General features: G+C 40.0%; 21 protein-coding genes. 17 read left to right on the top strand and 4 right to left on the bottom strand.

The features are described from left to right. Positions 1-12 precede the first annotated feature (12 nt). From nirJ2 to H0Z36_RS08030, 10 genes are all read left to right on the top strand, one after another. Positions 13-1,011: a putative heme d1 biosynthesis radical SAM protein NirJ2 gene (gene nirJ2 / locus H0Z36_RS08075; protein WP_296865320.1), complete on the top strand. Its 999-nt coding sequence runs from the start codon at positions 13-15 to the stop codon at positions 1,009-1,011. Then, positions 1,011-1,475, top strand: a complete 465-nt coding sequence (locus tag H0Z36_RS08070) for an Lrp/AsnC family transcriptional regulator (RefSeq protein WP_296865317.1) — start codon at positions 1,011-1,013, stop codon at positions 1,473-1,475. The genes nirJ2 and H0Z36_RS08070 overlap by 1 nt, the downstream gene beginning before the upstream one ends. Further along, a complete protein-coding gene (locus H0Z36_RS08065; RefSeq protein ID WP_296865315.1) occupies positions 1,468-1,929 on the top strand; it encodes an AsnC family transcriptional regulator in 462 nt (153 codons plus the stop codon). The genes H0Z36_RS08070 and H0Z36_RS08065 overlap by 8 nt, the downstream gene beginning before the upstream one ends. 35 nt (positions 1,930-1,964) lie before the next feature. Continuing rightward, a complete protein-coding gene (gene hemL / locus H0Z36_RS08060) occupies positions 1,965-3,263 on the top strand; it encodes a glutamate-1-semialdehyde 2,1-aminomutase (protein ID WP_296865312.1) in 1,299 nt (432 codons plus the stop codon). Then, a complete protein-coding gene (locus tag H0Z36_RS08055) occupies positions 3,264-4,040 on the top strand; it encodes a protein-glutamate O-methyltransferase CheR (protein WP_296865310.1) in 777 nt (258 codons plus the stop codon). 221 nt (positions 4,041-4,261) lie between these two features. Next, positions 4,262-5,023, top strand: coding sequence for an electron transfer flavoprotein subunit beta/FixA family protein (locus H0Z36_RS08050; RefSeq protein WP_296865309.1), 762 nt, complete (start codon positions 4,262-4,264; stop codon positions 5,021-5,023). 36 nt (positions 5,024-5,059) lie between these two features. After that, positions 5,060-6,013 (top strand): electron transfer flavoprotein subunit alpha/FixB family protein, encoded by a 954-nt coding sequence (locus H0Z36_RS08045; RefSeq protein ID WP_296865307.1) that lies wholly within the window; start codon positions 5,060-5,062, stop codon positions 6,011-6,013. A gap of 104 nt (positions 6,014-6,117) precedes the next feature. Further along, positions 6,118-8,244: a heterodisulfide reductase-related iron-sulfur binding cluster gene (locus tag H0Z36_RS08040; RefSeq protein ID WP_296865305.1), complete on the top strand. Its 2,127-nt coding sequence runs from the start codon at positions 6,118-6,120 to the stop codon at positions 8,242-8,244. 204 nt (positions 8,245-8,448) lie between these two features. Next, the gene (locus H0Z36_RS08035) at positions 8,449-9,627 is read left to right on the top strand and encodes an acetyl-CoA C-acetyltransferase (RefSeq protein WP_296865303.1); all 1,179 of its coding nucleotides are present in this window, start codon (positions 8,449-8,451) and stop codon (positions 9,625-9,627) included. A gap of 21 nt (positions 9,628-9,648) precedes the next feature. Beyond that, on the top strand, positions 9,649-10,791 hold the full coding sequence (locus tag H0Z36_RS08030) for an acyl-CoA dehydrogenase (RefSeq protein WP_296865301.1): 1,143 nt from the start codon (positions 9,649-9,651) through the stop codon (positions 10,789-10,791). 29 nt (positions 10,792-10,820) lie between these two features. Here H0Z36_RS08030 and H0Z36_RS08025 read toward each other — a convergent pair whose 3' ends face one another. The 4 genes from H0Z36_RS08025 to H0Z36_RS08010 are packed head-to-tail and all read right to left on the bottom strand — an operon-like array spanning position 10,821 to position 15,778. Beyond that, the gene (locus tag H0Z36_RS08025) at positions 10,821-13,127 is read right to left on the bottom strand and encodes a molybdopterin cofactor-binding domain-containing protein (RefSeq protein ID WP_296865298.1); all 2,307 of its coding nucleotides are present in this window, start codon (positions 13,125-13,127) and stop codon (positions 10,821-10,823) included. After that, the gene (locus tag H0Z36_RS08020) at positions 13,108-13,584 is read right to left on the bottom strand and encodes a (2Fe-2S)-binding protein (RefSeq protein ID WP_296865296.1); all 477 of its coding nucleotides are present in this window, start codon (positions 13,582-13,584) and stop codon (positions 13,108-13,110) included. The genes H0Z36_RS08025 and H0Z36_RS08020 overlap by 20 nt, the downstream gene beginning before the upstream one ends. Further along, positions 13,562-14,392 carry an FAD binding domain-containing protein gene (locus H0Z36_RS08015; RefSeq protein WP_296865294.1) on the bottom strand — a complete coding sequence of 277 codons (831 nt, stop codon included), beginning with the start codon at positions 14,390-14,392 and terminating at the stop codon, positions 13,562-13,564. Before H0Z36_RS08015 ends, H0Z36_RS08020 begins: the two co-directional genes overlap by 23 nt. A gap of 33 nt (positions 14,393-14,425) precedes the next feature. Beyond that, positions 14,426-15,778 carry a nucleobase:cation symporter-2 family protein gene (locus H0Z36_RS08010; RefSeq protein ID WP_296865292.1) on the bottom strand — a complete coding sequence of 451 codons (1,353 nt, stop codon included), beginning with the start codon at positions 15,776-15,778 and terminating at the stop codon, positions 14,426-14,428. Positions 15,779-16,197: 419 nt separating this feature from the next. On the opposite strand from H0Z36_RS08010, the gene H0Z36_RS08005 reads away from it, so the two are divergent. The 7 genes from H0Z36_RS08005 to nuoH all read left to right on the top strand — a co-directional run bounded on the left by H0Z36_RS08005 (position 16,198) and on the right by nuoH (position 22,639). After that, a complete protein-coding gene (locus H0Z36_RS08005; protein WP_296865290.1) occupies positions 16,198-18,063 on the top strand; it encodes an ABC transporter substrate-binding protein in 1,866 nt (621 codons plus the stop codon). Between the two features lies 1 nt (position 18,064). Then, complete coding sequence (locus H0Z36_RS08000; RefSeq protein WP_296865288.1) at positions 18,065-18,847, top strand: Na-translocating system protein MpsC family protein; 783 nt, start codon at positions 18,065-18,067, stop codon at positions 18,845-18,847. 319 nt (positions 18,848-19,166) lie between these two features. Then, complete coding sequence (locus H0Z36_RS07995; protein WP_296865286.1) at positions 19,167-19,526, top strand: NADH-quinone oxidoreductase subunit A; 360 nt, start codon at positions 19,167-19,169, stop codon at positions 19,524-19,526. Then, positions 19,517-19,996, top strand: coding sequence for an NADH-quinone oxidoreductase subunit B (locus H0Z36_RS07990; protein WP_296865284.1), 480 nt, complete (start codon positions 19,517-19,519; stop codon positions 19,994-19,996). Before H0Z36_RS07995 ends, H0Z36_RS07990 begins: the two co-directional genes overlap by 10 nt. Before the next feature lie 12 nt (positions 19,997-20,008). After that, positions 20,009-20,440, top strand: a complete 432-nt coding sequence (locus tag H0Z36_RS07985) for an NADH-quinone oxidoreductase subunit C (RefSeq protein ID WP_296865282.1) — start codon at positions 20,009-20,011, stop codon at positions 20,438-20,440. 19 nt (positions 20,441-20,459) lie between these two features. Further along, entirely contained in the window at positions 20,460-21,560 is a 1,101-nt protein-coding gene (locus tag H0Z36_RS07980; protein ID WP_296865280.1) for an NADH-quinone oxidoreductase subunit D, read from the top strand. A 44-nt stretch (positions 21,561-21,604) separates the two neighbouring features. Then, positions 21,605-22,639 carry an NADH-quinone oxidoreductase subunit NuoH gene (gene nuoH, locus H0Z36_RS07975; protein ID WP_296865278.1) on the top strand — a complete coding sequence of 345 codons (1,035 nt, stop codon included), beginning with the start codon at positions 21,605-21,607 and terminating at the stop codon, positions 22,637-22,639. Positions 22,640-22,641: the final 2 nt, after the last annotated feature.

Raw genomic sequence — 22,641 nt, 5'->3', positions numbered from 1 at the left:
GGATGTGAAAATATGCTGGTTTCTTGGAATACTACCAATCAATGCAATATGTTTTGTGATCATTGTTACCGGGATGCAGGATATAAGCTGGATGAGGAACTTTCCACAGAAGAAGGTAAAAAGCTTATTGATGAAATAAAAAAGGCCGGTTTTAAGATAATGATTTTCAGCGGCGGGGAGCCTCTTATGCGTCCGGATATATTTGAATTAGGTTCTTATGCATCAAAGCAGGGGTTAAGACCTGTTTTAGGCACTAATGGAACTTTGATTACTTCTGAGGTAGCCGAAAAAATAAAGAAAGCAGGTTTTATGGCGGCTGGAGTAAGTTTAGACAGCCTTAATCCGGAAAAAAATGACCGTTTTCGCAAACTTGAAAATGCTTTTAATCTAACAGTTGAAGGTATGAAAAATTTGAAGAAGGCAGGGGTTCTTTTTCAGATACATACTACGGTTATGGACTGGAATGCAAATGAAATTGAAAAAATTGCAGATTTTGCCTGTGAAATAGGAGCTGTGGCTTATCATGTATTTTTTCTGGTTCCTACTGGACGGGCAGTTGATATAGAGGAAGAAGCCCTGCGGGTAGTTCAGTATGAAAAAACTATTAATCTGCTTATGGAGATGCAGAAAAAGTTTGATATTGAAATTAAACCTACCTGTGCCCCGCAGTTTATAAGGATTGCGGACAGAAAAGGAATTCCCCTTCGCTTTAGCCGCGGGTGTTTGGCAGGAATAAGCTACTGCATAGTAAGTCCTAGAGGAGATGTGCAGCCATGTGCTTATCTTGATATTCCTTTAGGTAATGTTCGAGAAAAGCCTTTTAATGAGATATGGCTTAATGATCCGATTTTAAATAAACTTAGAACTATGGAATATAAAGGTAAATGTGGAATTTGTGATTATAAAGAAAAATGCGGAGGGTGCAGAGCCAGGGCATATTATTACAGCCAGGGAGATTTTATGGCAGAGGATGAGTGGTGTCTTTATAAGCCTAAGGGAGTGGAAAGGTAATGAAACTTACCAGGCTTGATGCTGAAATTTTGGATCTCTTGCAGAATGATTTTCCTATAACTTCAAGGCCTTACAAGGTTATGGCTGATAAACTTGGAATCGATGAAGAAGAGTTTTTGACACGGGTAAAGATTATGCAGGAGAAAGGTATAATAAGGCGCATAGGAGGAGTTCTGGAATCTAAAAAGTTGGGTTTTTATTCTACTTTATGCGCCTGTCATATTGAAGAGAATAAGCTTGAGGAAGCCATAAGGCTTATAAATGCAGAACCGGGAGTAACTCATAATTATATCCGGGATGACTGGTATAATGTATGGTTTACCCTGACTGCTTCATCTGAAGAGAAAGCGGAAGAAATCATAGAAAAATTAAAAGAAAGCATAGGAGCAGAAGTTGTTTCCATGCCGGCTCTTAAGGTTTATAAGATAAGGGCAGTTTTTTCAGTAGGTGAGGAAAATGGATGATATAAACAGGGCGATTATCAAAGCTATCCAGGGCAATATGCCTTTGACATCTTCTCCTTTCAGGGAAATAGCAGAAGAAATTGGAGTGAAGGAAGAAGATGTTTTGAAGCGAATAGAAGATATGAAGAGAAGTGGGATTATTCGCCGTTTTGGTGCTGTTTTACGCCACAACAGGATGGGTTTTAAAGTAAATGCTATGACGGCATGGAAGGTAAATGATAATGAAGAAGATAAAGTAGGGAGAATAATGGCAGGCTTTGCAGAAGTGAGTCATTGTTATTTGAGGAAGGTTCCCGCAGAATTTGGCTATAATCTTTTTACCATGCTGCATGCGACGAGTGAAGAAGATTTGGCAAGATTGATAGATGAAATAGCTTCAAAAACTGGTATTAAAGAATATAAAGTTTTTCGAAGCATAAAAGAAATAAAAAAAACAAGCATGGAATATTTTTAAAAGAGTTATTAATATAGATTTAGGAGGGAAATTATTTGCGGCGCACTAAGTCTGACGAGCTTTTTAAAATGGCTAAAGAATGTATGCCCGGAGGTGTGAGCAGTCCGGTCAGAGCGTTTAAAGCGGTAGGACTTGATCCCTTATTTATAAAGAGGGGACAGGGAGCTAGAATTTATGATGTTGATGATAATGAATTTATAGATTATGTAGCTTCTTTTGGTCCTTTAATTTTAGGACACAGCCATCCAGAAGTAATAAAGGCGGTTAAAGAAGCAGCTGAAAATGGAACAAGCTATGGTGCACCTTCAGAGAAAGAGTTGGAATTGGCCCAGATGATATGCAGTGCGATTCCTTCTATTGAAAAGGTGCGTTTTGTAAATTCCGGAACTGAGGCTACCATGAGTGCTATTAGGCTAGCCCGTGCTTGGACGGGAAGAAATAAGATTGTCAAATTTGAAGGTTGTTATCACGGACATGCTGATTCTTTTCTTATAAAGGCTGGTTCGGGACTTTTAACCTCAGGTGTTCCTAACAGTGCCGGGGTTTTAGAAGACTATGCTAAAAATACACTGGTGGCCAGATATAATGATTTGGGATCGGTAGAAAGGCTTTTTAAAGAAGAAGGACGCGACATAGCTGCAGTAATAGTTGAACCGATAGCAGGAAATATGGGATTGGTTCTGCCTGATCCTGATTTTCTTAAAGGTTTGCGTAGGATAACCGAATATAGTGGTAGCTTGCTTATTTTTGATGAAGTTATAACCGGGTTCAGGATATGCTATGGTGGTTTTCAGAATTTTGCCAACGTAACTCCTGATCTTACTACTTTAGGCAAAATTATAGGCGGGGGGCTTCCGGTGGGGGCTTATGGAGGTCGCAAAGAAATAATGAGCCGGGTAGCTCCGGAAGGAGATGTATACCAAGCCGGTACTTTGTCCGGAAACCCTTTAGCTATGGCGGCAGGAGCTGCTACTTTAAAGGTTTTACAGGATAGAGACTGGTATGATCGTCTGGAAGTTGTGACTTATATGCTCGCAAATCGGCTTAAGAATGTTTTTGAGGATCATGGGCTTTTTTATACCATAAATCGGATAGGTTCAATGTTTACCATTTTCTTTACGGAGTCGGAGGTTAATACATATGAAGATGTTGTAAAATGTGATACTGCTCAGTATGCTGTTTTTTATCGGAAACTTTTAGAAGAAGGTGTATACTTTCCGCCTTCTCAATTTGAAGTTTGTTTTGTGTCATGTGCCCATGAAATGGAGGATATAGAAAAAACAGTTGAGGCTGTTTCAAGAGCTTTAGATAAAGTACAGCAGGGAGGAGAATAATTGAATACGGGAAGTTGGGAATGGTTTATAGAAAGATTTGAGAAGATTAGCAGAATAGATTTAAAGGCTTATAAGAGACCGCAAATGGAAAGACGCATAAATAGCTTTATGCGTTCAGTAAATGCAGCCAATTATCAGGAATTTGTAAATTTATTGACCCGGGATAAAGATGTTTATCGTAAATTTTTGGATCATATTACTATAAATGTTTCAGAGTTTTTTCGTAATCCTGCCCACTGGGAGATATTGCGCAGGGAAATAGTTCCTCTCTTATTAAAACAGCGTAATACTTTAAAAATATGGAGTGCAGGTTGTTCCACCGGTGAAGAACCGTATTCCTTAGCTATGGCAGCAAAAGAAGACCGCTGGCCCCTCAAAGAAAAGATACTGGCTACCGACATTGATCGGGAGGTTTTAGAAAAAGCAGGGATGGGCCTGTATACGGCGAAAGGGATAGAAGGTGTTCCAACTCTTTATTTAAAGAGATATTTTATTCAGCAAGGGGCTAATTATCGCATTTCTGATGAAGTTAGGCAGATGGTAAACTTTAAGCAGCATGATTTGCTGAAAGATGCTTTTGGAAAAGATTTTGATCTTATTTTATGCCGCAATGTAGTAATTTATTTTACAGAGGAGACTAAGGATAAGCTTTATCGCAGATTTGCAGAGGCTATGCGTCCTGGAGGCGTAATATTCATCGGAAGTACCGAGCAGATTTTCAATGCCCGGGAAATGGGATTAAAGTCGATTGCTACTTTTTTTTATCAAAAAATATAAAAAAATGGATGAGAGTATTTACAGAAAATTTTTAAATAAAAAAAGAGGCAGGAAAAAAAATATCGATAGCGAATTTTGCTAAAAGGGATGTTTTGGCGGTAGAATTACCGTGAAAAAGATAAACTATAAGATAATGTTTTGGGGGTGGTGGAGAGTACGACACCAGTATCTGCAATTGAGAAGTTTTTAGTCTTTTTAAATTATGAGAGGGAAAAGGAGGAATGAACTTGAAGGTTCTGGTATGTGTTAAGCAAACTTTTGATACTGAAGCTAAAATTGAATTAAAAGATGGAAAAATTTCTGATGCCGGGATTAATTTGATTATTAACCCATATGATGAAGTTGCTGTAGAAGGAGCTATTCAACTCAAAGAAAAAGGGATTGCCAAAGAAGTAGTTGTAGTATCAGCCGGTGCTGATAAGGCTATGGATGCTATCCGTACTGCCCTGGCTATGGGGGCAGACCGAGGTATACTTATAAAGCAGGATACTGGTGCAGATGAATATGCAAGAGCGGTAGCCCTGGCTGCGGTTATAAAAGAAGAAAATCCTGATCTGGTTCTCGCAGGCCATGTTGCTGCTGATGATGGCTCTTCTCAGGTACCAACCCGTATTGCTGAAATCTTAGGTTGGCCACATATCAATGTTATAACTGATTTAGAGATTACTGATGGCAAAGTAAAATGTTCCAGTGAAGCTGACGGAGGCAGTCAGGTTACTGAAGTGGCTCTCCCGGCGGTTATTTCTACCCAGGTTAGCTGGAATGAACCGCGTTATCCTTCTATGAAGGGTATTATGCAAGCTAAGAAGAAACCAGTAGCTACCGTGGATGCAGTAGCAGTTGAAAACAAGACTAAGATAATCGAATACTCACTACCACCTGCAAAACAGGCTGGAACCAAGATTGAAGACGAACCTGAAGTATGTGCAGCAAAATTGGCCGATTTCATCAAGAATGTGGCTAAAGTTGAAGTAAAGGCATAACTACTTGGGGGAATGATTTTAAAAGGAGGGTAATTGATGGCAGGAACATGGGTATTTGTTGAACAAAGAGATGGTAATGTTCGGAAGGTAACTTATGAGATGTTATCTGAGGCCAAAAAGTTTGGCGATGAAGTTTGTGCGGTTATTTTTGGAAAAGATGTTGAAGGGTTGGCTTCCCAATTTTCTAAATATGGGGCTGATAAGGTATATGTAGCTGATGCAGACGTTTTTGCCCAGTATAATACCGGTGCTTTTGTAGCTCAAATGGCTGCAATGATAAATGAGTATAAACCTAACGCAGTTTTATTTGCTCACACCTTTAATGGTAGAGATTTTGCTTCCAGATTGGCTCAAAAATTAGAAGCTGGTCTGGCAACTGATGTAATTGGAGCCGAAATAAGCGAAGGTAAAGGCGTATTTACCAGAGCTATCTATGCTGGTAAAGCTTTAGCTAAAGTCGAAATAACTTCTCAGCCGATTTTAGCCACTGTTCGTGCTGGGGTATTTGAAGTTAAAGAAAACGCTGGAGCTGGTGAAGTAATTAAGCCGGCTGTAGTTGCAACTGAAGCTGATGTATATCAGAACATAATAGAATTCAAGCCGACTGTATCAGCTAGACCTGAACTTACTGAAGCTGATGTAGTAGTATCAGGCGGACGCGGATGTAAAGGACCTGAAGGTATTAAGGTTGTAGAACAGTTGGCTGATCTCTTGGGAGCAGCCGTAGGCGGTTCCCGTGCTGCTATTGACTCCGGATGGCTAGGGCATGAATATCAGGTTGGACAGACTGGTAAAGTTGTTAACCCCAACCTCTATGTAGCCTGTGGAATTTCCGGGGCAATTCAGCACTTGGCCGGTATGTCTTCTTCCAAGTTTATTACTGCGATTAATACTGACCCTGAAGCCCCAATATTTAATGTAGCTGACTTTGGAGTAGTAGGAGACCTGTTTAAAGTTATTCCTTTGCTTTGTGAAGAACTTAAGAAATAAATCGTTTCTTTATGGGGGATGGTTTTAGATGAGGATTTACTGGATATACAGCAATGTATATCCAGTAACATCTTATTTTTTTATTTAGAGGGAGGGAATTGTAGATGATATTTGGGTATATTCCTTTAGAGGGCGGTTATGAAGTCCCCATGCGCGAAGTAGGGGCAAATATTCCCTTCGATTGGCTTATTTATATTCTCATGTTTATCCCTATTGCTATTTTTCTTTATGGATTTGTAAAAAGGGTTCAGGTATGGAAACTGGCAAAAGGTGAGCTTCACCGCAATGATAAGATTGGACAGCGGATATGGTCATGGTTTGTTTATACTTTTTTACAGTTAAGGCTGTTTAAAAAGCCAACGCCTGGAACTATGCATGCATTTTTATTCTGGGGCTTTTTGATATTGTTCCTGGCTGCCGGTGTAGACGCTTCCCATCACTGGCTCGGTTTTCCGCATATAGAAGGATCTTCTTACATCAGTTTCTCGGCCTTTGTTGATATTTTTGGCCTGTTGGCCTTAATTGGAATTATCGTATTGGCTGTCATTCGTTATGGACAAAAGCCTGATCGGCTTAATGATAATAAGGGTTCTGACGGATGGATAATCCTTTTGGTATTTGCTATCCTTTTAACCGGTTACTTTATTGAAGGTCTGCGCATCATGGCTCAGATTAAGTGGGAGCCTACTATGGAAGCTATTATGTATGAAAAATTTGCTTCACCGGTAGGATGGGTCTTTGCAAGTTTATTTGCGGGTATGAGCCGTGCTTCTATTTTAGTATGGCATCGGATTTTATGGTGGCTGCACATGGCTATGGCTTTTGTATTTATAGCCCTTATTCCCTATACTAAACTGTGGCATATCATGGCTGGTATGATAAATTATATATTCCGCGATTTGGAACCTTCTGCCTGCCGTATGGTAGAGAATATTGAAGAAGCTGAAACTTTCGGCGTAGAAAATATTGAAGAGTTTGGATGGAAAGACCTTTTGGATTTAGATGCTTGCATCCGCTGCGGAAGATGTCAGGAAAATTGTCCTGCTTACAATACAGGCAAACATTTAAATCCGAAATTAACCCTTATCCAGGCTATGAAACAACATCTTGATGAAAAAGCTCCTTATTTAATGGCTGCCAAAGCCGGTGAGGAAGATGCAGAAATGGTTGCTATGACTGAAGAAGCTGAAGCAGCAAGCCCGATGGATAAAAGCTTACTTTATGATGTTGTGACTACTGATGTAATCTGGGATTGCACCAACTGCCGTGCATGTATGGAACATTGTCCAATGTTTATCGAACATATTCCCAAGATTATAGAAATGCGCCGCAATCTGGTTATGTGGCAGGGAGATATGCCTTCCGAGGCTCAGATGGCATTTACCAATATGGAACGCAACTACAACCCGTGGGGTGTAGGTTGGGCTAACCGTGCTGAATGGCTCAAGGAAAGAGGTATCAGAGAAATGGTAAATGTTCTTTCTGAAGATGGCAAGGAATTTGAATATCTCCTTTATGCTGGATGTGCAGTATCATTTGATGACAGATATAAGAAGGTCGGAGAAGCTTTAGTAAGACTACTTAACCAGGCTGGAGTAAGCTTTGGATATTTGGGAACTGAAGAAATGTGCTGTGGAGATTCTGCACGCCGTTTAGGAAATGAATACCTCTATCAGACTTTGGCAAGTCAGAATATCGAAACATTTAACAATTATGGAGTAAAGAAAATAATCGTTGTATGTCCGCATGGATACAATACCCTCAAGAATGAGTATCCGCAAATGGGCGGAAATTATGAAGTATACCATTACACTGAAATTCTTGCGAAACTGGTGGCTGAAGGCAAACTTAAACCGGGCAATATTGGGGCTAAGATTACTTATCATGATTCCTGCTTCTTAGGCAGACATAACAATGTTTATGATCAGCCCAGGCAAGTTCTTAAAGCTGCTGGAGCTAATATTGTTGAAATACCACAGGCTAAAAATAAAGGCTTCTGCTGCGGAGCTGGCGGCGGTCGCATGTGGTTAGAAGAACATGCGGTAGAAGGCTACAAGCGTATAAATGATACCAGAACAGAACAGCTCTTAGTTCCTAACCCGGAAATGATAGTTACCAACTGTCCGTTCTGTTTAACCATGATTTCTGACGGTGTAAAAGGTGCGAATAAGGAAGAACAGGTTAAAGTATTTGATGTTGCAGAAATTCTTTGGAAATCAATGGGCAATTAAAAGCTAGGTAATCTGAACGGTAATTTTAACGGTTCAAAGGAATTCCTAAATTCCTTTGAACCGTTTTTTGTTTATATTGAAATATATTTTGGGAATAAAAAGGATATAATGGTTATATATAGAATATAAATTAATGAATGTTTTTATAATTTAATACTTTTCTTATTACTAAAAGATTCAGAAAATTTGGAGGGGGAATTTTTGGTGCGTGAAGTTGTGCTGGTAGGGGCTTGTCGTACGCCGATTGGTACTTTTGGAGGAAAGTTGAAGGATGTTAGTGCTGTCGAATTAGGGGCTTTAGTAATGAAAGAAGCAATAAATCGTGCAGGTGTTAAGGGAGAACAATTAGATGAAGTCATTTTTGGCTGTGTGCTTCAGGGTGGACAGGGGCAGAATGTAGCTAGACAGGCAGCGATTAAAGCAGGTATACCTGAAACGGTAGCTTCATTTACCATTAACAAAGTATGTGCTTCAGGATTAAGGGCAGTAAGCCTGGCAGCTCAAATTATTAAAGCAGGGGATGCTGATATCATCTTAGCTGGCGGAACTGAAAACATGTCGGCAGCACCATATCTTTTAGAAAAAGCCCGATTTGGCTACCGCATGAACAACGGGGTTTTAGTAGATATGATGATAAAAGACGGGCTTTGGGATGCATTTAATGATTATCACATGGGAATAACCGCGGAAAACATTGCAGAACGCTGGAATATTTCCCGGGAAGACCAGGATGATTTTGGGTTTAGAAGCCAGGAGTTAGCTGGAAAGGCTATTGAGGAAGGCAAATTTAAAGATGAAATTGTACCGGTGGCAATTAAAGATAAAAAAGGAGATACAGTTTTTGATACCGATGAACATCCAAGGCAAACAATCCGAGAAAAAATGGCCGTCCTTAAGCCGGCATTTAAAAAAGATGGAACAGTAACAGCTGGAAATGCTTCGGGGATAAATGATGGAGCAGCTGCCGTTATAGTGATGAGTGCAGAAAAAGCCAAAGAATTGGGTATAAAGCCCATGGCAAAAATAGTAAGCTGTGCATCAAGCGGAGTTGATCCGGCGATCATGGGGATTGGACCAGTTCCCGCGACCCGTAAGGCTTTAGAAAAAGCAGGCATGACTTTAGATGACATAGACCTTATTGAAGCTAATGAAGCCTTTGCAGCCCAGTCTATTGCTGTAGCGAGGGAGTTGGGATTTGACAAATGCATGGAAAAAGTAAACGTTAATGGAGGAGCTATAGCCTTGGGACATCCGATTGGAGCATCAGGAGCCAGGATTCTAGTTACCCTGCTTTATGAAATGCAGAGAAGAAATCTTAAAACCGGTTTGGCTACTCTGTGTGTTGGCGGAGGACAGGGAGCAGCCATGATTGTGCAAAGGTAAATTTTTTAGGGGAGGGGTAATATGGATTTCAAACTGAGCGAAGAGCATAAAATGTTTAGAAAAACATTTCGCGATTTTGCGGAAAATGAAGTAGCACCTACTGCTGCGGAAAGAGATGAAGAAGAAAGATTTGATATGGACATATTTTATAAAATGGGCGAACTTGGCATGTGTGGCCTTCCCTGGGAAGAAAAATACGGGGGGGTAGGTTCAGACTTTTTGGCTTATGTTATTGCGGTAGAAGAGCTTTCAAGGGTATGTGCTTCAACCGGAGTAACATTATCTGCCCATGTTTCGCTTTGTTCCTGGCCGATATGGAAATTTGGGACCGAAGAGCAGAAGATGAAATATCTGGTTCCGCTGGCTGAGGGAAAAAAACTGGGAGCATTTGCGATTACCGAGCCGGGAGCAGGAAGTGATGCCGGAGGAACAAAAACTACTGCTGTTTTAGATGGAAATGAATATATTTTAAATGGAACCAAAATTTTTATAACCAATGCATATTATGCCGACATCTATGTAGTAATAGCCCGCACCGGCCCAAAAGAACTAAAACACAAGAGTATAAGTGCATTTATAGTAGAAAAGGGGACTCCTGGATTCAGCTTTGGGAAAAAAGAAAAAAAACTGGGGATTCGTTCTTCCGCTACCTATGAGCTGATATTTGACAATTGCCGTATACCAAAAGAAAACCTTTTAGGAAAAGAAGGGGAAGGCTTCAAAATAGCAATGATGTTATTAGACGGAGGCAGAAACGGTATTGCTGCCCAGGCAGTAGGGATTGCGCAGGGAGCATATGAATATGCTTTAAATTATGCAAAAGAAAGGGTTCAATTCGGCAAACCGATAGCTGAACAGCAAGCGATCCAGTTTAAATTGGCAGATATGGCAACCAGGATAGAAGCAGCCAGGCTGCTTACTTATCAGGCAGCATGGCTTGAGAGTAATGGACTTCCTTATGGTAAAGCAAGTGCAATGGCCAAGGTTTTTGCGGGAGATACAGCGATGTGGGTTACTACTGAAGCAGTTCAGATTTTGGGAGGATATGGATATACCCGGGAATATCCGGTAGAGAGAATGATGAGGGATGCCAAAATAACCCAGATTTATGAAGGAACCAATGAAATCCAGAGAGTAGTAATAGCAAATTATATTTTGAAATAGAGTTAGAAAGGCGGCTTTACGCCGCCTTTCTAGCAGTTTAAAGCACGCCAGATTTTCTCAGGGGTAGCAGGAAGTTCTCTTATGCGCACCCCACAGGCATTATATATAGCATCCATTATGGCGGGAGCTACTGTGTTTACAACTACTTCACCGATGGATTTAGCTCCATAAGGTCCTGTATTTTCATAGCTGGGAGCAAATTCCACAGTTATTTTGCCAATGTCCCGTCGGGTAGGGATTTTGTAATCCATAAAGTTGTCAGTTACCAGTTTGCCGTTGGGAGAATACCGGACTTCTTCGTAGAGTGCAAATCCTATGCCTTTGACAATTCCCCCTTCAGTTTGGATTCGTGCCAGTTTTGGATTTATAGGAGTTCCGCAGTCAACAATGCCTATGAATTCAACTACTTCAGCTTTACCAGTTTCTAAATCTACCTCAACTTCAGCGAATCCTGCCATGTAAGGAGGAGCTTGTTTTTTAGGCACAAACGAACCACTGGTAGAAAGCTGAGTATGAAGCAGGTTGTAAGTTATTTTTTTGGAAAATTCAGATAGGCTTATTTTTTCATGGTTATCTGTATATATTATATATTTGCCATCAAAAATTATTTTTTCTGGGGTTGTATTAAAGTAAAGAGCACCTGTTTTTATAATTTCTTCTTTCATCTTTAAGGCTGCTTCGATTACCGCATTGCCGGTAGTATATGTTGTACTAGAAGCATAAGCTCCGGTATCAAAAGGAGTGGCATCCGTATCGGATGAATACACTACAATTTGCTCTAAATCTACTCCCAAGGTTTCTGCCGCAATTTGAGCCATAACAGTGTCGGCACCAGTTCCTAAGTCGGTAGCCCCAATTAAAAGATTAAAGAAGCCGTCTTCATTTAGCTTAATGGTAGCAGCTGCCATGTCTATGTTAGGAAGTCCTGAACCCTGCTGAGCAATCGCCATTCCTAATCCCCTCACTTTGGTAGGGCTGATTTGGCGGCGTGGATATTTTTCATCCCATTTGATGAGTTCTTTTCCTCTTTTAACGCAATATTCCAACATACAGCTATCCATGTACATAGGTTCAGTTCCCCAACCTTTGGTAGTAATGTTAAGGAGGGGAGTAGTTTCATCCTTTTTTATCATATTTATTTCTCTAACAACAGTTGGATCCATACCTAATTCAGCAGCCAGCTCATTTACTGCTGACTCTAAGGCATAGGTTCCCTGTGTTACTCCAAATCCCCTTAAAGCTCCTCCGGGCACCATATTGGTGTAAACGGCAGTACCCTGGTAGCGCACTGCTTCTGCCTTATTGTAAAGCGGAAGAACTTTTTTACCGGCTGCTCCCAGTGTAGTTTCTGCGTGTTCTCCGTATGCTCCGGTATTGGAAAGGGCTTTGACATCGATAGCCCTTATTTTACCGTCACGCATAGCCCCCAGGGTTATCGTGAATTTCATAGCATGACGGGTTGTTGTGGCATTAAATACTTCACTTCGGGTATAAACGATTTTAGAAGGTTTACCAGTTTTTAAAGTTACCAGAGCCGGATACAATTCGGCATTAACTGTTTGTTTCGCCCCAAAGCCTCCCCCGATACGCGGTTTTATTACCCGTATTCGGCTGACAGGAATGTCAAGAGCGGTGGCCAGTATGCGCCGAGCATGAAAAGGGATTTGAGTTGAAGCTACTATTACCAATCTTCTATAGCTATCGAGATAGGCAAAAGCCCTTTGGGTTTCCATCATTGCCTGGGCTTGAGGCTGAGTTTTGTAGGTGCGGGTTATAACAACCTCGCAGTCTTCTAGTACCGATTCTACGTCGCCTGAAGCTAAATTTACCCGGCATGCCACATTGTGTTTAGGATCAAATCCTACCGGCATATGGCAAAAAATATCGTCTTCAGGATGGACCTGGATAGGATTATCTTCTGCAGTTTCGAAGTCTAAAACTGGTTTTAAAACTTCGTATTCAACCTGGACAAGTTTCAGTGCTTCTAAGGCAGTTTTTTCATCAACTGCGGCCACTATTGCTACATCATCCCCGACATGGCGGACATATTCATCTAAGAAAAATTTATCATAAGGTGATAGTTCTGGATGACATTGTCCGGCGCGGGTAAAAGGCTTGTGATGTACATTTTTATAAGTAAGTATACATTCAACGCCGGGAAGTTTTTCCGCAGCTGTTGTATCAATATTTTTAATCCTGGCAAATGCATGTGGACTTCTTAAAACCTTGATAGTTAAGGCATTTGCCGGACAGAGATCATCGGTATAAAGGGGTTTACCTTTTACAAGGCTTAAACCGTCTATTTTATCAAATGGTTTATTTACTACCCGCACCATATTTCACCTCCAGATATTTTTTGATTGCCCTGAGCTGTCCTTCATATCCTGAACAGCGGCAGAGGTTGCCGTTTAAATAATGAAGGATTTCTTCATCAGTAGTATCCGCAGGGTTCTGAACGCATTTTTCCAGATATAGAATACTCATTATAAGGCCTGGACTGCAATATCCGCACTGTTCTACCCCTTCAGCCACTAAATATTTGCCGATAATTTCGGCTTCTTTTTCTACCCCTTCAATTGTGGTTATTTCATGTCCATCCAGGCGGCATGTTAAGATGGTGCAGGATAGGACTGCTTTTCCATCGACATGTACTGTACATACTCCGCAGGTACTGGTGTCACAACCTTGCCTGGTACCTAAATAACCTAACCTTCTAAGGGTAGTAAGCAAAAATTCATCAGGAGGGACATCCACGATATGTTCACGTCCATTAATTTTCAGATTGACCTGCAAGATAAGTCACCTCCTTAAGTGCTTTTCGTAATAAAACCTTTGCTAATTCTTTACGGTATTCGCTGCTTCCCCTTCCATTGCTGCCAAAGCTTAATTCTTCGGACAGAATTTCTCCTGCCTGCTTTAAGGCAGATGATGTAAATTCTTGGTTTTTCAGATATTCTTTATTAAGATATTCCATGGTTTGGTAGGCCAAAGCAGCTCTTCCCGGTCTGGCACCTACTACTATTCTGAACTTATCACCGATTTGAGCTGCTGCCAGATTTAAGATGGCATAGTCACCATGTGAGTTGCGCATAGCTTTAAACACCGCTTTGCGATTGTCTTTTTTTATGATGACTTTTTCCAGTATATCAGGCTCTTTAGATCCCTTTTCCAGGAAATATTCCAGGTCAAATATTCCCTGTTTATATAGTTTAACTTTGGTGTCCAGAGCATGTAGAGCAGTAATGAAATCGGAGAAACCGTAGCGGGAGTAGACAGTTCCGCCCACGGTTACCAGATTGCGAAGTTGAACTCCTACTATGTCGCTGACGGACAGGGCCAATATATTATTGAAATAATGTGCTAAAACCTTTGATTGTTCAATATCGCCAAATGTTGTCATAGCCCCAATTTCTATGTAGTCATTCTCTTCTTTTATAAAAGAAAGCCCTGCTTTTGAAAGATCGATAGCTAAGGGGATGGTGCGGGTGCCTAAATTTAAATAGGCGCATCCACCCAGTAGAGTAGCCCCTTTTTGAGATACCAGATATTGATAAGCTTCTTCCAGTGAAGTTGGTGCTACATATTCTTTGATGTTGAGCAAGGTATCACCCCTTTCAATAATTTTGATATATAACTAATGGGCTATTTCAGCAGTTTCTTCAGCCGCTAAATTTTCTTCTTTATCTTCCGGGAAGATTACATTGAAGACTAAGGCCAGGATTCCGGCGGCTACAACCCCATCTTCCAGAAAAGCTTTTAATACAGCCGGCATATGTTCTAGAGCAGCAGGAACAAAGCTGAAACTTAAACCTACACCGAATGCGATTGCTAAAATCGTAGTATTACGCTGAGTAAGGCCAGCAGTAGCAATCATCTTCATTCCGGTTATCGTAATCATAGCGAATACAACTATTACTGCACCGCCTAATACACTTGAAGGCATAGCAGCAACTACTGCACCTACTTTGGGAATAATACCTGCCAGTATAAGGAAGATGGCGCCTGTTGCTACACAAAAGCGGTTTACTACGCGGGTAAAAGCTATTATGCCTGCATTTTGTCCATAAGAGTTAAGAGGCATTATATTAAAAATAGCGGCTAAAGCGCTCCCTAAAGCATCAGCAATTATTGCTCCTCCCATTTCTCTTTCGGTAGCTTCACGGTTTTCTGCTACCAGGGTTATAGCTGAAAGGTTTCCGATAATTTCAAGAGACACGATGAGATAAACGATTGCAAATTTTATTATAGCATCCCAATGGAATTCAAGGCCGAACATTAATGGACGGGGAAAACTGAGCCAGCCTGCTTGCGCTACTACGCTGAAATCGACTTTGCCCATAGGTATGGCAATTAAATATCCTACGACCAGAGCGATTAGAATAGCAGCTACATTGAGGATACCTTTGGTAAATCTCTGTAATAGGATAACGGTGATGAGAACGATAAATCCGAGCATCAGGTTTTCAGGAGAGCCGTAATCAGGTTTGCCTACTCCGCCAGCAAAATAGTTGACTCCGACCGGCATGAGAGAAAGTCCGATGGCAATAAGGACTGTGCCTGTAACCAAAGGTGGGAAAAAGCGGCGCAGCTGTTTAATGAAAATGCCGACTAAAACTGCAGCCAAACTTCCTAAGAGTGAGGCTCCTAGAATGGCAGCGATTCCATATGCTTTACCGATAGCTATTGCTGAGGGAACAAAAGCAAAACTAGTACCGACTACAATGGGAAGTCTAGCTCCGACCGGGCCGATGGGGTAAATTTGCACGAGGGTAACTAATCCAGCAAATATCATAGCACACTGCAGCATTATTACTTTTTGTTCCTGAGGTATGCCTAAGAGGTTGGTGATGATTATTATAGGCGCAATGTTACCAATAAACATGGCAAGGACATGCTGCATACCCAGAGGTATGGCAACTCCCAAAGATGGTTTACCATCCAGCTTGTAAATAAGTTCCTGATCGCTAAGGGTGTGGACATTGGTCATAGTAAAACCTCCTTTAAATTTATAGTTTTTTGCTTGATTTAACCTGCTTTTAGTTTTGTATATCTCCCTCCTTTTATTTTTATCTGCAAAAAATACAGGCCAGCTTCAAGGAGGAACATCTCCTTAAAGCTGGCCTGTTTAAAGCCGAACTTATGTTCTCTTAAACATTACCAGCAATATTATGTATGAAATATATACACTATGAGCTGCTTATCTTAAGGATTTTCAGCCCATCTGTGTTTAATTTACTTGTAGTTATTTATATTAATAACACAGTTTATCAAAATTTACAAGAGATAAAATTAATTTGTTGAATATTTTAAAATTTATTGACAATATTGTCGAAAATAATAAAATTTAAGACAAAATGAAAAACTCAGGGAAGAAAGATGAGATATAATAGAAAATATAAAAACAGAATGAAGATTTATAGCTGTTTTATTGTAACAATTACGGTTTTACTGGCAATACCGTTCAGGGCAGATGCCAAAGAGATGGAAAAGGTTATCCTACAGCTTAGATGGCAGCATCAGTTTCAATTTGCAGGGTATTATATGGCACAGTCTTTAGGTTACTATGCTGATGAAGGCCTAGATGTAGAAATAAAATCAGCTTTTACCCCGGATGGCACGCTTTTAAATGCCCCTGAAGAAGTAGCTTCCGGGAGGGCTGATTTTGGCATCGGAGCTATGGATATTTTAATTGCCGGAGATAAAAAGAAAGATTTGATAATAATATCATCCGTTTTTCAGCGCAGTCCTACCGAGTTTTTTATGCTGAAAAATACACCTTATAATTCACCGGCTGATTTGGCAAAGCTTAAAATTGCCCGCAGAAAAGATGACCTTTTGGATATAGAACTGCAGACGTTATTATTGAGGGAAGGAATAAACCCTGAAAAATTTCCTTTTTGCGAAAGATTAGGAAATTTTCGGGTGGAAGATTTGACTTCAGGCAGGTTTGATGTAATCCCGGGCTACTTGGGGACGATTTCATATTATGCGGGGAAAAAAGGAGTGGAATTAAAGAAAATAAGGCCTATAGATTATGGTATAGATTTTTATGGTGATTCCCTTTTTACCCGCCGGAGTTTGGCTTTGACCAATCCTGAATTAGTTGAAAAATTTCGCAGAGCCAGTTTAAAGGGATGGGAATATGCTTTAACTCATCCTGAAGAAACCAGTTTCTATATTGTTAACAAATATTATCCTTTAGCCGAAAATAAGCAGGAAATATTGGATTTTAATCTCTTTCAAGCCAAACAGGTTATAAACTTTACCCTTTATCCAGTTGTACAGATAGGAAATATTAATCCCTATCGTTGGAAGCAGATGTCCGAGGCTTTGCACAGTTTAGGTTTGGTTAAGAATGAAATTAATATAAAAGATTTAATATTTGATTATGAAACTATCCAGAATGCCCGCCAAATTCAAAGGCAAAAGGTAGTGAATATTTTTACTCTGGTTTTGGTAATATTATCTTTGTTTGTTTTGACCGTTTATATGACTGCCAGACACACCATGAACGAACTTAAAATTGCTTTTGAAAGACAACTTGAAGAAAACAAACAAAAAGAAGCCCTTATTATTCATCAGGCACGATTAGCAGCTATGGGAGAAATGATGGCAAATATTGCTCATCAGTGGAGACAGCCGCTTAATAATTTAGGCTTAGTTTTAACTAATTTAGAGGATGCTTATCAAAACCATGAACTGACTCCTGATTTTATGGCAATTTCTTTAGAAAAAGCCAGGAGGCTTATTACTGCTTTATCAGATACTATTGAAGATTTCAGGGATTTTTTAAGCCCGCACAGCCAGAAAGAAGTTTTCTACATTTACGAGGCGGTAGTTTCTGTCCTGGATTTAATGGAGGAAAACCTTAGATTTAATAATATTACAATAGAGTTTGAACAAATCGAAATGATATGTGCTTACGGTTATCCTAATCAGTATGCTCAGGCAGTTTTTAATGTAGTTAATAATTCTTTTGAAGTTTTGAAAAACAGCTTCCGGCAGGATGGAAAGATTATTATCAGAATTTACAAAGAGGCTGAAACGGCTGTTTTGGAAATTGAAGACAACGGCGGTGGAATTGATGAAAAAATTGGGGATAAGATTTTTGAAATATATTTTACTACCAAGGAAAAAAATAAAGGCACCGGTTTAGGGCTTTATATAACCAGGACTATAATTGAACAAAATATGGGTGGAAAAATCGACTGGCATAACACGGAACAGGGAGTATGTATGAGGTTAGCAGTTCCAGTTGCAGGAGGGGATTAAGATGGGAAGTAAAAAAGAAAACTCACTCTTATCCCAGCTTAAAGTTTTATATGTAGAAGATGAAGAATTTACAAGAGATGAGTTGAGTTTTTTCCTCAAAAAGCGAGTGGGTAAGCTTTTTGTTGCTTGTAATGGGGAGGAGGGTTTAAAGCTTGCTAAGATTCATCAGCCGGATATAGCACTGGTAGATTTAAGAATGCCTGTAATGGATGGGCTTACTATGTGCCGAAGGATTAAAGAAGAAGGTGGCAGATGTGCCTTTATTATTGCTTCTGCTTTATCTGATAGTGAAACTATTCTTCAGGCTGTTGATATAGGAATTGTGAAATACATAGTTAAACCTGTTGATCCTTATGGACTTTTAGAAACTATGGAAAAAATAGCAGAAGAATATTTTCGAAATCAATTTAAACAGCAAACAGCCGATAAGCTGCTTTTAATGGAAAGAAAAGAAAGAATGGAAATGGAAAAAAAGGTAAAAACAGCAGTGGCCTATTTTATGAAATCAACTACCGGAAAAGGCCCGCGTGATGTACAGGTTTTTATAACCCGGGGGCAGATAGAGATTAGAGCTCTGGAAGTTTTAACGATATTGGAACAAAGTGTTATATCTAACAGTAAAAATATCCGCCTTGTAGAGTATTTGCGCCGGATTTTTTATGCAGAAAAAGGAGCTGAGCTGGAAAACGTGCTAAAAGAGGTTTTAGATATAAAACTGAAAATAAACCAGGTGCAGGCCAATGTGGCGGAGAATCGCGACTGTATTATTTTGGAATTGGAATAATATTTAAGCTTGTAAAAATAAGTTCTTTATGTTTAAAATATAAATTAAGTAGATAAATGATATTGAAGTGATAAATGAATGAAAAATGCTGGCCAATATTAAAGAGAATGTTGCTTCAGCTTTAATAAGCCGGCTCCTGGGAGTTTTATCAGGGGCTGGCTTGTTTATTTTAATAAAATGTTAATCTTTTTTTAATATTATATTAACTAATATTTAAAATAAATATATAGAATTAAAAGTTTTGGTGTTGTATCATTTATTTTACTTATACTTGAAAGGGCTGAGAGGAGAAAAATAAATTGAAAAAAGGAGGCTTTTTATGCTTACTGATTATTCAACTATCGGCATATTTTTTCTTCTTTCTTTAAGCTTTCCACTGGCTGCTTTAGGTTTAGCTGCTTTACTGCGCCCAAAATCGAAATTCGACCCGGAAAAAATAGTGCCATATGAATGTGGAGTTGATACCAAGGGCAGGACATGGGTTAGGTTTAAAGTAAATTATTTTCTCTATGCCCTGGTATTTTTAGCATTCGAAGTTGAAACTATTTTCCTTTTCCCATGGGCGGTAAAATTTAATAAGTTGGGAATTTTTGCTTTTGTAGAGATGATTATTTTCCTGATTATTTTACTCTTGGCCTTGTTCTATGCCTGGAAGGAGGGAGCTTTGAAATGGTACTAGAGAAAGATGTAAAAATGCTGGAAAAAAACAATATTATCGTAACGACTTTAGAAAAAATATGGAACTGGGGAAGGGCTCATTCCTTCTGGCCACTTTCCTACGGATGCAATTGCTGTCCTATTGAACTGATGGCTTCAGGTGCTGCCCGATTTGATATTGCACGCTATGGGTATGAAGTCTTTAGGGCTTCTCCTAGACAGGCAGACCTCCTTATTGTGGCAGGACCGGTAACAGTTAAGATGAAACCGGTAGTTCAGAGGGTTTATGCCCAGATGCCTGAACCTAAATGGGTTTTGGCAATGGGGAACTGTGCAATAAGCGGAGGCCCTTTTAAGGATGGCTACAGTGTTCTTCCCGGCTGTGATACCTTTTTGCCGGTTGATGTTTATGTTCCTGGCTGTCCGCCGCGTCCGGAAGCATTATTTAACGGTCTTTTGGAGCTTAAGGCCAAGGTTTTAGGGCAGAGATAGGAGGGGTAAATATTGTACCAGGAATTGAAAGAAAGGCTTTTAAAGAATTGGGACGGAAAAATTGAAATAAATGAAGGAAAAGATTTTTTTGAGATTATAACCCAATCCGAAATTTTATTTACTTTGATGGAGTTTTTAAAAAAAGAATTCGGTTTTAACTATCTTGCCAATCTCTGTGGGGTGGATTATGGCGAAAAATTTACGATGGTTTATCATGTCTGCAGGATTCCAGAAAACTTAAAGGTATGCGTCAAAGCTGATATTCCGCGGGATAATCCGGAAATTGATTCACTTACATGTTTATGGCCGGCGGCTGATTTTCAGGAAAGAGAAGTTTATGATCTGATGGGAATAGTATTTAAAGGGCATCCCGACTTAAAGAGAATTCTTCTTCCCGAAGATTTTGAAGGACACCCTCTGCGTAAAGATTATAAGGCAGTTTAAAGTTAAGGGGGGATTTTAGTTGATAGAGTCTGATTTCATTACTATAAACGTAGGGCCACAGCATCCCAGCACCCACGGAGGACTGCATGCTGAAACTGTTTTAGATGGTGAACATATAGTTGATGTTAAAGTTCACCTGGGCTATGTTCATCGTTCGGTGGAAAAGATTGCAGAATCGCGTACTTATACGCAGTTTATCCCTTATAATTCGCGGCTCGATTACCTGGCAACTCATCTTCCTGCTATGGGTTACTGTCAGGCAGTAGAAAAGCTTTTAGGGGTTACAGTTCCGGAAAGAGCTGAATACATAAGGGTAATAATGGCGGAGCTTTCGCGTATTGCTTCCCATATGCTTTTTATAGGCAGTTTAGCCATAGACATTGGGGCTACAACAGGTTTAATCTACTGCTTCCGCGACCGGGAGCGGATAATGGATATGTTTGAAATGACGAGCGGGCAGAGATTGATTGCCAGCTATATGCGTATAGGCGGAATTGCTGAAGATTTGCCGGAAGAGTTTTATCCGGCAGTAAAAAGTTTTTTAGATGACCTGCCTTATATGCTCGATGAATACAACAACCTTTTAACCGGCAATGAAATACTGCAGGCCAGGCTTAAGAATACCGGAATATTGCCTGCTGATAAGGCTATAGCTTACGGGGTAAGTGGTCCTAATTTAAGGGCGAGCGGAATAGCTTATGATATCCGCAAGGCAGAACCTTACAGCATATATGAGCGGTTTGATTTTGATGTTCCGATAGGAAGCAAAGGGGACAACTGGGATCGCTTTTTAATGAGAATAAGAGAAATAGAAGAAAGTGCCAAAATTATACGACAGGCTTTGCAGGATTTGCCGGAAGGTGAAATAAGAGCAAAAGTGCCAAGAATTATAAAACCGGAAAAGGGAGCAGAAGTTTATCACCGTATTGAATCTTCAAAGGGGGAACTCGGATTTTATATAGTCAGTGATGGCAGTGAAAAGCCTTATCGTTTGCATGTAAGGGCACCTTCTTTTATAAATTTAGGGGTTTTGCCTTTGATTTCCCGTGGAGGGAAACTGCAGGATCTTATTGCTAATATTGCTACTTTGGATCCGGTTTTGGGGGAAGCAGACCGCTGATAACCGTATTTGACCATATTAACTGGTTAAGGAGAGTTGCAAATATGAGAGGAGCAGAAACATTTTTTATTGATTTAGCCCGCTTGATTGTTACCTGGCTTGAAAAACAGGGAATGTCGCCATTAGTTGCGGACATTGTTCTGCTTGTAATCCAGTTTATCTGCATAGCGGCTATAGTTACGGTAAATATAATTATTTTAATCTGGCTGGAACGCAAAATATCCGGCTTTATCCAGCAACGCCTGGGGCCTAACCGTTTAGGGCCTTGGGGGATATTCCAGACTATTGCTGATGCAATAAAGTTGCTTACCAAAGAAGATATTATACCTTCACAAACGGATAAAATTATTTTTCGAACTGCACCTATCGTATTCATAGTTATTTCCTTAATGCTTTATGTCGTTATACCCTTTGGCGATGGTATGGCGATAGTTGATTTAAATATGGGGGTTTTATATTTTATTTCAGTAGGCTCCTTAGGAACCATAGCTCTCCTGATGGCAGGCTGGGGTTCCAACAATAAATGGTCTCTTTTAGGAGCCATGCGGGCAGTAGCCCAGATGATAAGCTATGAAATCCCTTTGGCTTTTTCGCTTTTAGGTGTAATAATGATTGCCGGATCACTTAAGATGTCAGATATAATAGCAGCTCAAAATAATGTATGGTTTGTATTTTTACAGCCGGTGGCATTTATTACTTATTTTATTGCTGCGACTGCTGAGCTTAACCGGGGACCTTTTGACATGCCGGAAGCAGAACAGGAGCTTACCGCCGGAGCATATACCGAATACAGCGGTATGAGATGGGCTTTGTTCTTCCTGGCTGAGTATACTAACCTTTTTGCAGTTTCAGCTATGGCGGCAGTTATGTTCTTCGGCGGCTGGCAGGGGCCCTGGCTTCCTTCCTGGCTTTGGCTTCCGATAAAAGCTTATATTATAATGCTCGTATTTTTCTGGCTTAAATGGACTTTGCCGCGCATACGAATGGATCATCTCATGTCATTCAGTTGGAAGGTCTTAATACCTGTAACCTTGGTTAACCTGGTAGTAACTGGATGTGTTTTACAGTTTTTTAAATAGAT

Source organism: Thermosyntropha sp. (assembly GCF_017656155.1).
In the GTDB taxonomy this organism is placed as follows: Bacteria; Bacillota; Syntrophomonadia; order Syntrophomonadales; family Syntrophomonadaceae; genus Thermosyntropha.
This window is presented reverse-complemented; position numbering and strand designations above follow the sequence as displayed.

Bases quoted from the DNA above. Each gene is read 5' to 3' on its own strand.
- nuoH (WP_296865278.1), top strand. From the start codon at position 21,605: ATGAGAGGAGCAGAAACATTTTTTATTGATTTAGCCCGCTTGATTGTT.
- H0Z36_RS08030 (WP_296865301.1), top strand. From the start codon at position 9,649: ATGGATTTCAAACTGAGCGAAGAGCATAAAATGTTTAGAAAAACATTT.
- H0Z36_RS08005 (WP_296865290.1), top strand. From the start codon at position 16,198: ATGAAGATTTATAGCTGTTTTATTGTAACAATTACGGTTTTACTGGCA.
- H0Z36_RS08065 (WP_296865315.1), top strand. From the start codon at position 1,468: ATGGATGATATAAACAGGGCGATTATCAAAGCTATCCAGGGCAATATG.
- H0Z36_RS07990 (WP_296865284.1), top strand. From the start codon at position 19,517: ATGGTACTAGAGAAAGATGTAAAAATGCTGGAAAAAAACAATATTATC.
- H0Z36_RS08025 (WP_296865298.1), bottom strand. From the start codon at position 13,127: ATGGTGCGGGTAGTAAATAAACCATTTGATAAAATAGACGGTTTAAGC.
- H0Z36_RS08010 (WP_296865292.1), bottom strand. From the start codon at position 15,778: ATGACCAATGTCCACACCCTTAGCGATCAGGAACTTATTTACAAGCTG.
- H0Z36_RS08000 (WP_296865288.1), top strand. From the start codon at position 18,065: ATGGGAAGTAAAAAAGAAAACTCACTCTTATCCCAGCTTAAAGTTTTA.
- nirJ2 (WP_296865320.1), top strand. From the start codon at position 13: ATGCTGGTTTCTTGGAATACTACCAATCAATGCAATATGTTTTGTGAT.
- H0Z36_RS08040 (WP_296865305.1), top strand. From the start codon at position 6,118: ATGATATTTGGGTATATTCCTTTAGAGGGCGGTTATGAAGTCCCCATG.
- H0Z36_RS08050 (WP_296865309.1), top strand. From the start codon at position 4,262: ATGAACTTGAAGGTTCTGGTATGTGTTAAGCAAACTTTTGATACTGAA.
- H0Z36_RS08045 (WP_296865307.1), top strand. From the start codon at position 5,060: ATGGCAGGAACATGGGTATTTGTTGAACAAAGAGATGGTAATGTTCGG.
- H0Z36_RS08070 (WP_296865317.1), top strand. From the start codon at position 1,011: ATGAAACTTACCAGGCTTGATGCTGAAATTTTGGATCTCTTGCAGAAT.
- H0Z36_RS07995 (WP_296865286.1), top strand. From the start codon at position 19,167: ATGCTTACTGATTATTCAACTATCGGCATATTTTTTCTTCTTTCTTTA.